Annotated in this window: 9 protein-coding genes and 2 pseudogenes; 4 read left to right on the top strand and 7 right to left on the bottom strand. The window is 68.9% G+C overall.

The genetic code is table 11. The features are described from left to right. Positions 1-359, bottom strand: a pseudogene (locus A5699_RS05105) (ATP-dependent DNA ligase); the annotation flags it as partial. A 43-nt stretch (positions 360-402) separates the two neighbouring features. Here A5699_RS05105 and A5699_RS05100 point away from each other — a divergent pair. The 3 genes from A5699_RS05100 to A5699_RS05090 are packed head-to-tail and all read left to right on the top strand — an operon-like array spanning position 403 to position 3,452. Then, the gene (locus A5699_RS05100; protein ID WP_067766354.1) at positions 403-1,428 is read left to right on the top strand and encodes an ATP-dependent DNA ligase; all 1,026 of its coding nucleotides are present in this window, start codon (positions 403-405) and stop codon (positions 1,426-1,428) included. Then, a complete protein-coding gene (gene ligD, locus A5699_RS05095; protein ID WP_067766351.1) occupies positions 1,428-2,471 on the top strand; it encodes a non-homologous end-joining DNA ligase in 1,044 nt (347 codons plus the stop codon). The genes A5699_RS05100 and ligD overlap by 1 nt, the downstream gene beginning before the upstream one ends. A gap of 39 nt (positions 2,472-2,510) precedes the next feature. Next, the gene (locus tag A5699_RS05090) at positions 2,511-3,452 is read left to right on the top strand and encodes an NAD(P)/FAD-dependent oxidoreductase (protein WP_067766348.1); all 942 of its coding nucleotides are present in this window, start codon (positions 2,511-2,513) and stop codon (positions 3,450-3,452) included. On the opposite strand, the gene A5699_RS05085 is transcribed toward A5699_RS05090, so the two are convergent. Continuing rightward, entirely contained in the window at positions 3,449-4,027 is a 579-nt protein-coding gene (locus A5699_RS05085; RefSeq protein WP_067766345.1) for a TetR/AcrR family transcriptional regulator, read from the bottom strand. The two genes, A5699_RS05090 and A5699_RS05085, sit on opposite strands and share 4 nt — an antisense overlap. Positions 4,028-4,056: 29 nt before the next feature. Here A5699_RS05085 and A5699_RS05080 point away from each other — a divergent pair, with 29 nt between their 5' ends. Further along, positions 4,057-5,136, top strand: a complete 1,080-nt coding sequence (locus A5699_RS05080; protein WP_067766342.1) for a glycosyltransferase — start codon at positions 4,057-4,059, stop codon at positions 5,134-5,136. Here the strand turns inward: A5699_RS05080 and A5699_RS05075 are convergent, their stop codons facing one another. From A5699_RS05075 to A5699_RS29480, 5 genes and pseudogenes are all read right to left on the bottom strand, one after another. Further along, positions 5,137-5,601, bottom strand: a complete 465-nt coding sequence (locus tag A5699_RS05075) for a GreA/GreB family elongation factor (protein ID WP_067766339.1) — start codon at positions 5,599-5,601, stop codon at positions 5,137-5,139. A gap of 99 nt (positions 5,602-5,700) precedes the next feature. Beyond that, a complete protein-coding gene (locus tag A5699_RS05070) occupies positions 5,701-6,951 on the bottom strand; it encodes an FAD-binding oxidoreductase (RefSeq protein ID WP_067766336.1) in 1,251 nt (416 codons plus the stop codon). Positions 6,952-7,025: 74 nt separating this feature from the next. After that, entirely contained in the window at positions 7,026-8,558 is a 1,533-nt protein-coding gene (locus tag A5699_RS05065) for a CdaR family transcriptional regulator (protein ID WP_067766333.1), read from the bottom strand. A 3-nt stretch (positions 8,559-8,561) separates the two neighbouring features. After that, complete coding sequence (locus tag A5699_RS05060; RefSeq protein WP_067766357.1) at positions 8,562-9,584, bottom strand: S1C family serine protease; 1,023 nt, start codon at positions 9,582-9,584, stop codon at positions 8,562-8,564. Positions 9,585-9,635: 51 nt separating this feature from the next. Next, positions 9,636-9,976 (bottom strand): annotated as a pseudogene (locus A5699_RS29480) (hypothetical protein); the annotation flags it as partial.

Below are 9,976 nucleotides of genomic sequence, written 5' to 3'. Positions count from 1 at the left end.
GTCTGTTCGGCGAGCATCTTCACTCGGCTGGCCGCCGGATGCACGCGCTGCGACAAGGATTCCCAGTCCAGGCGCACCCGGCCGTCGATGTTCCTCGGCACCACGACTTCCCCGTCGAGCACGCAGCGGTCGACGAGCTCGTCACGCAACGTGTCCAGCAGCTCGGGAAAATAGCGGCCGAGCTCCTTGCCGTTGCGCGATTGCAGCACCACCTCGTCGCCGTCGCGGAACACCAGCGCCCGGAAGCCATCCCACTTCGGTTCGTATGACCACACGCCCGGCTCGTCGGGCACCTTCACCTGCGCCTTGGCAAGCATCGGTTCGATGGGCGGCTGCACCGGCAAGTCCACAACTTCCATACTCACGTAGACCACCGAGCCAGGGCAATGTCATCGTGGGCAGATGGATCTGCCCACGATGCCGCCGGTCTCGCCGATGCTCTCGAAGCCGGTGCGTGAGATCCCGCCGGGCATGTCGTACGAGCCGAAGTGGGACGGCTTTCGCACCATCTGCTTTCGCGACGACGACGAGGTCGAATTCGGCAGCCGCAACGAACGCCCGATGACCCGCTACTTTCCCGAACTGGTGGCAGCGGCCCGTGCCGAACTACCGCCGCGTTGCGTTGTCGACGGGGAGATCGTCATCGCCACCGGCGACGGCCTGGACTTCGAGGCGCTGCAACTGCGGCTGCACCCGGCCGCAAGCCGGGTCACGATGCTCGCCGAGCAGACGCCGGCGGCGTTCATCGCCTTCGATCTGCTGGCCCTCGGGGACGACGACTACACCGGAAAGCCGTTCGCCGAGCGGCGCGCCGCCCTGGTCGGCGCGCTGGGTACCGGACCGTCGTTTCACGTCACCCCCGCCACGACCGACCTCCCGACCGCGCAGCGCTGGTTCGACGAGTTCGAAGGGGCGGGTCTGGACGGCGTGATCGCCAAGCGGCTCGACGGGCCATACCTGCCGGGCAAGCGGGAGATGATCAAGGTCAAGCACCACCGCGACGCGGATTGTGTGGCCATGGGGTACCGGATCCACAAGAGTGGGGAAGGGATCGGGTCGATCCTGCTGGGCCTCTACCGGTCCGACGGCGAGCTGCAGATGGTCGGTGGCGCAGCGTCGTTCACCGCCAAGGCCCGGCTCAAGCTGCTGGCCGATCTCGAGCCGCTGCGGCTGGGCGACGAAGTGCGCGAGGGCGATCCGAGCCGGTGGAACTCCGCAGCCGACAAACGCTGGATTCCGGTGCGCCCCGAACGGGTATGTGAGGTGGCGTATGACCAGATGGAGGGCAACACCGTGCACGGCAGGCGTTTCCGGCATGCCGTGAAATTCCTGCGCTGGCGTCCCGACCGGGAACCGTCGAGTTGCACGTTCGACCAGCTCGACACGCCACTCAACTATGACCTCTACGACGTACTGGAGACGCGATAGTGCCAACGCCCGCAACCGAACTCGACGTCGACGGGGTCAAGGTCCGGTTCACCAACCCGGACAAGGCGTACTACCCGAAGCTGGGTAAGGACGGCACCAAGGGCAAGTTGATGGAGTACTACCTGCACGTCGCCGACCGCATGGTCGCGTTGTTGAAAGACCGGCCCACGCACCTGCAGCGGTTCCCCGACGGCATCGAAGGCGAGGAGATCTACCAGAAGCGGGTGCCGCAGAAGCATCCCGACTACCTGCAGACCTGTACGGTCACGTTCCCGTCCGGGCGGACCGCCGACGCGCTCAAGGTGACCCATCCGGCGGCGATCGCCTGGGCGGCACAGATGGGCACGATCACGTTGCACCCGTGGCAGGTTCGCTGCCCGGACACCGAGCATCCCGACGAGTTGCGGATCGACCTCGACCCGCAGCCGGGCACCGGATTCGCCGAGGCCCGCACGATCGCCTGCGACGTGCTCAAGCCCCTGCTCGACGAGCTGGGCCTGGTCGGCTACCCGAAGACCTCCGGCGGCCGTGGGGTGCACATCTTCCTGCGAATCGCGACCGACTGGGATTTCATCGAGGTGCGCCGGGCCGGCATCGCCCTGGCCCGCGAGATCGAGCGGCGCGCACCCGACGCGGTGACCACGTCGTGGTGGAAAGAAGAGCGGGGCGAGCGCCTGTTCATCGACTACAACCAGAACGCCCGCGACCGCACCTTCGCCTCGGCCTATTCGGCCCGCAAGACCCCGATCGCGACCGTGTCGACACCCTTGTCCTGGGATGAACTACGCACCGCCGACCCGGACGATTACACGATCGCCACCGTGCCCGATTTCCTTGCCGGGCGGGAGGATCCGTGGGCCGACATCGATTCGAAGAAGCAGTCGATCAAGCCTCTGCTGGATATGGTGGCCGCCGATGAGGAGCGCGGGCTCGGTGACCTGCCGTACCCGCCGAGCTATCCGAAGATGCCCGGTGAGCCGCCCCGGGTGCAACCCAGCAAAAAGGTCGCCGAGCATTGGGATGAGGACGGCAACCGCCGGTGACCGGGTTTGGATCGCCCCGCTGATGGCAACGCTGGCGGGGTGGATGACTGGGAATGTGTCATTGTCGGCGGTGGCGCGGCCGGACTGAGTGCGGCGCTGGTGCTCGGCCGGGCGCGGCGACGGACGCTGCTGATCGATGCCGGGGAACCGAGTAACGGGGTAGCACCGGTCATCGGTGGGTTACTCGGCCATGATCGCCGTCCACCCGCCGAGCTGTACGAGACGGGTCGGCGCGAGCTGTCGACCTACCCGAGCGTGCGGTACCGCGAAGGGTGCGTGCTTACCGGTGCTCCTGACGGCGACGGGTTTGTGCTCGAGGTCGACGACGGCGAGCAGGTGCGTGCCGGGCGGGTGCTGCTGGCCACTGGAATGCGTTACTGCCCACCGGAATTGTCGGGCCTGGAAGCGTTGTGGGGCAAATCGGTGTTCCAATGCCCGTTCTGTCACGGCTGGGAGGTACGCGACAAACGGCTGGCTGCCTTGGCCGCCGGTGAGGATGCCGTGCATGCGGCCCTGATGCTGCGGGGTTGGAGCGACGACGTGATGCTGCTCACCGATGGTGAACCCGATCTGACGGATGATCAGCGCCGGCGCCTGGAGGCCGCCAAGGTGGTCGTCGATGACCGCCGAGTCGTCGAACTGCACGGGCAGGACGGGCAATTGGAAGCGATCGGGTTCGCCGACGGCCATCGGCTGGACCGGGATGCCCTACTGGTCGAAGCGCCGCTGCGGCAACGGTCGACGCTGGCCGGGCAACTCGGTGCGGCCTGCACCGAGGGGCCACTGGGATCTGATGCGGTGCAAGTGGATTCGCTGCACCGCACCACTGCGCACGCGGTCTTCGTGGCCGGTGACCCGTGTACCGAACAGCCTCATCTGGCCGGCGCCATCGCGGCCGGTGCGCAGGCCGCGATGATCATCGTCCAGAGCCTGCTGGCCGACGAGTTCGACCTGCCCTATCCGCCGGACAGCGAGGATTAGACGTTGCCTCCACGAGCCAGCATCAGATCCAGGAACCGCTCGTGGTGATCGCTGGTGGCCATGGCATCGGCCGAGTCCATCAAGTGCAGCATGCCGATCCCGGTGGCGAACGTGGCTTGGGCTCGCAGTCGGGCGTCCTCGGGGCTGAACCCGTGATCGGAGTACGCCCTCGTGACGGCGACCAGCACCCGATGATCGGCTGCCCGCACGTTCGCGGCCGCGATGTCGTCGGAGCGGGCCCACTCCCGCATCGCGCGTTCCAGGATCCAGTGTTGCGGGCCCATCAGGGCCTGCATCATCCGCGACAGCCGTTCTCTCGGCGGCAGATGCTCGAGTTCGGCCAGCGAGCGGCGGTCCTCCTCCAGAAACGCATTCCACGACGCGACCAAGGCGGCCCGGTAACCTTTCATATCGGTGAAATGCCAGTAGAAGCTGCCCCGCGTGGCGCCGATCTGCTCGCAGAGCCGCTCGATCTTGAGCGCTCGCATCCCGTCGGACGCCAGCAGGGCATACCCGGCCTGTATCCAGTCGTCAGCGGTCAAGTTGCCGGGCGTGCCCCGGCGTTCCCCTACCATCCGAACAGAGTATGAGACGACGTGACCCGATGAACGTGTTGTTCGTGACGATGGACGGCGGCGGCAATGTGCCGCCGATGCTGACGGTGGCCGGTGCGGTGGCCGCCTCGGGGCACCGGGTGCACGTCATCGGGCACGAGACCCTGCGGCACCAGGTCGAGAATGCGGGACTTGCGTTCAAGGCCTATCCGACCGCACGGGACTGGGATTCGCACCGGGAACAAAGCGCGCTGAGCTGGGTGCCGATGTTCAACGACGCAAACATCGGGGCCGACGTCCGGCAGCTGTGCCAGCACGACACCCCGGACGTGGCCGTCGTCGATTGCATGTTGCTCCCGGCACTGGCGGCCGTGCAGGACGCCGGCATACCGCATGCCGTGTTCACCCACACCCTGCGTCATTACCTCAACGGTCAGTACCGGCTCGGAGCCGGAACCGCCGCACGCCTGTACGGATACCGGATCAGCCGGCTGTGGGATGCGGCCGACGTCAACATCGTCGCGACGGTGCGGCGGCTCGATCCCGAATCGAGACGCCCGCAGCCCGGCAACGTCCGATGGGTGGGCGCGATCGTTCCCGGGTGCCGTCCGCACCGTCCCGAACGGCCGCCGCTGGTGCTTGTCAGCATGTCCAGCAACGGATTTCGGGGCCAGCGTCGCACCCTGGCACGGGTGATCGAGGCGTTGGCGCCACTGCCGCTACGGGCGGTGGTCACCACCGGTGGGGCCATCGACCCGGGCTCCCTGCCGGCCGCGCCGAATGTCGAGGTCCGCGGCTACGCCGACCACGGTGAGCTGATGCCCAGATGTTCGTTGCTGGTCGGACACGGTGGCCACGACACCACATTCCGGGCGCTGGCTCACGACATGCCGGTCCTGATCATCCCGGCCAGCGGCCTGTCGGATCAGCGACTGGTCGGGCAGTCGATCGCCGCCGCGGGTGCCGGGCTGACCCTGAACAGGTCGTCGTCGACCGAATCCATCCGACGCGCGGTCGACGCGATGCTCAGCCATCCGGCCTATCGGTTCACCGCAGCCGAAATCGGCAGGGAGATAAGGGGATCCCGAGCCGTCGACCGGGCGGCCCAGCTGATCACCGAACTGGCCTGATCAGCCCGCGGTCGGCACGTGCAACCCGAATGGAACCGCGGCCAGCAAGGTGACCGGCACCGATGCGCCGCTGGGCACCTGGTAGGCGCGGCTTTCGCCGGGGCGGGCCCCGAGGATCGCTTCTCCCAGCGGGGATTGCAGTGAGTACACCTCGATGTCACCGTATTCCGCGCCGCGAGCGCCGAGCAGGAATGTCTCGGTCTCACCCGTCTCGTCGTAACGCACGGTCAGCACCATGCCCGGCTCGGCCACTCCGTCGTCGGGCGGAGCGTCGCCGACAACGGCGTTGAGCAGCAGATCGTGGATGTGCTGGATTCTGGCCTGGCGGGCTCGCTGGATGGCCACCTGGTTCTCGTCGGAATCCTGGGCGGCCTCGGTGCTGATCAGCTCACGCAGGGTCGAGAGCTCCTGCTGGAGCCGCTCGTTCGCCTCGGGAGAGATCCAAACACGTTGGCTGACAGTCATTTCAGTTTCCTTCCGGTGATGCGGAAATGCCGTCAGGGGCGGGTCGGAGGCTCCGCCCCTGACGGCTTGTCGGCCCATTTAGGGCAACGTCGAGGGTGCTCAGCGCAGCGGATCGAATTCTCGAAGCGCTTCGGGTTGTTTTCCGGTGGTGATGTACTCGGCGAGCAGGCGGCCGGTGACCGGACCGTGGGCCAGGCCCCACATGCCGTGGCCTCCCGCCACGTAGATGCCCTGACTCACCTCACCGATCAGGGGGCGCCCGTCCGGGGTCACCGGACGCGGGCCCACCCACACGTCGGTGCGGGCATCCCAGTCCACCCCGTCGAGCAGCGGAGCGGCCGAGGCCACGATCGCCTCGACCCGTGCCGGCTGCGGCGGGTCCTCCGGCGAGCGGAACTCCATGGTTCCGGCGACGCGCAGCCGGCCCTGATACGGGGTGCAGGCGACGCGCGCGTCGGGTAGATAGATGGGGCCGAGGATCGGGCGGTGCACCGGCACGGTGAACGAGTACCCGCGACCGGCCCGCACCGGGGTGTCCACCCACCGGCCGGCCAGCCGGGACAACCAGGCGCCGGTGGCGATCACCGCGGCGTCGGCGCTCAGCAATCGGTCCGGCAGCGTCACGATCACCCCGAGGCCCAGGGGCTGCACATCGGTCACCTCGGCGGTGACCAGGTTCCCGCCCCGGGCGACGACGGCGTCGGCCAGCGCGTGCACGAACCGGCCCGGGTCCACGAAGCGCTGCCCTTCGACGCTGATGCCGGCGGTGATCGCCGGGGAGGCCAGCGGAACGTGCTCGCGCAGCGATTCCCCGGACAGGCCGGTCACCGTCACGGTCTCCCCGACGGCGGCCATCCGGCGGAGTTCGTCCATCAGGTGCTGGGCCTGCCGACGAGTCTCGAACAGCGCAGTGATCGCGCCGTCGGTCGTCGGGACGTCCACCCCGTTGCCGGTCAGCACGTCGTAGGCCTCGATGCACTCCTGGTTGAGCGGGACGTTGGCCTTGGCGGCCCTGGTCCACGACGAGAGCCGGCAGTTCATGGCGAATTTGGCCAGAAATGACCACAGTCCGAGGTCAGCGCGCAACGGAATGTGCAGAGGCGCCGTCGGGCTGGCCAGTGAGCGCAGGCCGTAGCGCAGCACGGTGGGGTCGTTGAGCGGGATGGTGAGCGTCGGCGAAACCCAGCCGGCATTGCCCCACGAGGCACCCGCGGCCGGGCCCGTGCGATCGACCACGGTCACCTTGACCCCGCGCTCCTGCAGGAACCATGCCGTGGACAGGCCGACGATGCCCGCACCCACGACGACCGCTGACCGCGGCCCGCCGTCCATGCGCTCGACCCAATTCATGGCTCCATGGTGAGGGCGGACACAGCGCCGTGGTTTGAACCGTTCCGACAACTGTCGATGGTTCGATTGTCGATTTACGACAGTTCTTCGGTGGCGGCAAGCTCGATCATCATCGCGAGCCGCTTGCGCGCATCAGCCAGGTTGAGCTGGGTCAGCTCGATCATCTTCCGCAGCCGGTAACGCACGGTGTTCTCGTGCACGCCCAGCGCGCGGCCCGCCTCCGCGAGGTCGCCCTGAGCCTCCAACCACGCGCGCAGCGTCGCGGCGTACTGCGTGCCGTGGGCCAGGTCGTGGGCGCGCAGCTCGGCGACCGGCCCGCGCTGCGGGGCGCGTCCGGCGCGGGCGGCGATCCGCAACCGTTGCAGCAGGATGTCGTCCCAGGCCTCGTCGTACACCGGGGCCGGACCGGTCCGTCGCACCTCGTGCAGGGCCAGACATTCGTCGGCCTCGCCGCGGGCCAGCGCCAGCTCGGCCACGGTGGCCGGTCCGCTGATCCCGGCCACCACGGTGACCGGATCGGGCAGCGCGGCGCGCAACCCCGTCACCCAGGTGACCGCGGCCTCGGCCTCGGCGCCGGGCAACACGGTGTAGACGGTGTTGCCGGCCAGGGCGCTGCGCCCGGGCCGGGACCAACCGAAACCGGCGGTGGCCCGCTCGAAGGCCAGCAGCAGGGCGGCGTGCCGCTCGTCGGCGGTGTGGGCTCGCAGCGCGATCACCCGCAGCGGTGTCTGCGGCAACGCCAGCCGGCTGGCCGCCGTGGTGGCGTCGGCAGCCCCCTCGAGCAGACGGATCACCAACTCGGATTCCACCTGGCGTTCCAGGTCAGCGCTGGCGCGGGAGCGCAGCAGGTGCAGAGCCACCATGCGGGCACCGTCGGCCAGTGCGGCCCGGCGCGCATCAGGCAGCGGGTCGGCACAGGTCACCCAGATCGAGCCGAGCAGTTCCCGACCGGCCCGGGCCGCCACCACCATCCGCCCGGTCAGGCCGTGCTCGTCGTCACCTTCGACGAACATCGGCTCGTCGGATTCGGTGAGATGACGGAACACCCCACGCGCCTCGAACAGTGCACGCAGCCGTCGCGAGGCCTGCCGGCTCAGGATCGTCTCGGCGCGGGCCGGATCGGCGTGCTGCTGCAGCCGCGAGTAGGCCAGCACGGCGCTGCGCCGGTCTTCGATGGTGACCGCGCCGCCCACGGCGTCGGCCAGGCTGTCCGCCAGGGCGAACAGATCCGTCGGGCCGCGCCCGGATTCGGTTTCCCGGCCCTCGAGCACCACGCCGTAGACCACGGCCGCCAGCTCGCTCCAGGACACCTCCGGTTCGACGGTCATCACCGCGATGCGGCTGCCACTGATCACCTCGTCGTCGGCGGTGTCGGCGCCCCGAACCAACACCACCACGGCGCGAGCGGCCTCTGCCCAGCTGACCGCCTCGGTGAGGGATTCGGCGCCGACGGCCAGCAAGACGTCACCGATGATGGGCCCGGGCTCGTGCATCACCACGTTGCGCAGCTCGGTGGAGCGCGGGGCCGGGCGGGATCCTGGTGCCGGGGGGCGCAGCCGCACTCCATAGCCGCCCAGGACGTTGATCAGGCGGTCCAGCGTGACCACGGACTACGGCCCGGCCGCCAGGGTGGCCTTGCCGGTGCGTTGCTGACCGGCGGCATCCAGCCACGTCAGCGCGATCACGTCACCGGGATAGTGCTGATCGAGAACCAACGTCAAGGTCCGCGCCGAATCCAGCCGGGTGCCGTCGATGTCGACCAGCAGGTCACCGGGGATCAGACCGGCGGCCTCGGCCGGGCCACCGCGGATCACGTCCTGGATGATCACGCCGCCGTTCTGCCGCTGTGCGGTGCGCACCCCGACGCCGAGCATGGTGGGCGGCCCGATGTGCACCGAGTTCGACGGGGTGCGGGACCGGATCTGGCCGGCGACGGACATCGCGTCGTTGATCGGGATGGCGAACCCCTTGCCGCCCGGTCCCATGCGGAAGTTCACCGACGCGGCCGTCGTCATCCCGACGACCTGTCCGGCGTCGTTGACGACGGGACCGCCCGAGTCGCCGGCCCGTACCGGTGCGGCGAACTCGAACAGGCCGTTGATCTCGTCGGTGGCGCCGGTCAACTCGTCCTCGGCGTTGACGGTCCGCCCGAACGCGCTGACCGTGCCGACCTCACGGGTCAGGGGTGCGTTCGTACCCCCGGCGTTGCCGAGCGCGACGACACCCGCGCCCGGGGCCAGCGCGGCCGAATCCCCGATCGGCGCCGGGAGCAGGCCACCGGCACCGTGCAACTGCAGCACCGCGACGTCGTTCTGCCGGTCATAACCGATCAGGTCGGCCGGGAACTGCCGGCCGGCCACCGTCGCCAGGATCGTGTTGGCGCCCTGGACCACGTGGTAGTTGGTCAGCACCTCGCCGGTCGGCGACAGCACGATTCCGGTGCCGATCCCGTAGGCCTGCTGGTAGTCGACCACGGTGTCGATGCGGGCGACCGACGGTTCGACCAGGGTGGCGGCGGTTTCAGGGTCGGCCGGTGCCGCGACGGCAGGGGCCAGCGGGGCGACGACGGTCGCGGCAGCAGTCAGTGCCGCGGCGAGAATCGCTCGGACCGGATGTGAGCCCAGTTTGCTCATGTATCCCATCTTGGCCGGGCGAGCGCGTGATGTCGACGCGATTGGTCCGCGTCAGTCCTCGGCGGTGACTTCGCCGCGTGATCGCCAGCCGCGCCGCTTCGTGGTGCTCTTGCTGGACGGCCGCTTGTTGCGCAGGGACTTGCCTGTCTCAGGCTCGGCTTCGGTCTCGTCTGCCTCAGCAGCTTCGTCGGCGTCTTCGGTCTCTTCGACCTCTTCGGCCTCTTCGACCGCGTCGGTCTCTTCGGTCTCAGCCTCGGTCTCGGCGTCCGCCTGCTTGCGGGTGCGGCGGTTGACCTTTTCCTTGGTCTTGAGCGGCTTCGGCGGTGGCGGCGGCAGCTCGGCGACGAAGGCCAGATAGAAGGCGAAGATGCCGAGCAGCGCGATCGCGGCGG

It is taken from the genome of Mycobacterium sp. E802, from assembly GCF_001666875.1.
In the GTDB taxonomy this organism is placed as follows: domain Bacteria; phylum Actinomycetota; class Actinomycetes; order Mycobacteriales; family Mycobacteriaceae; genus Mycobacterium.
This window is presented reverse-complemented; position numbering and strand designations above follow the sequence as displayed.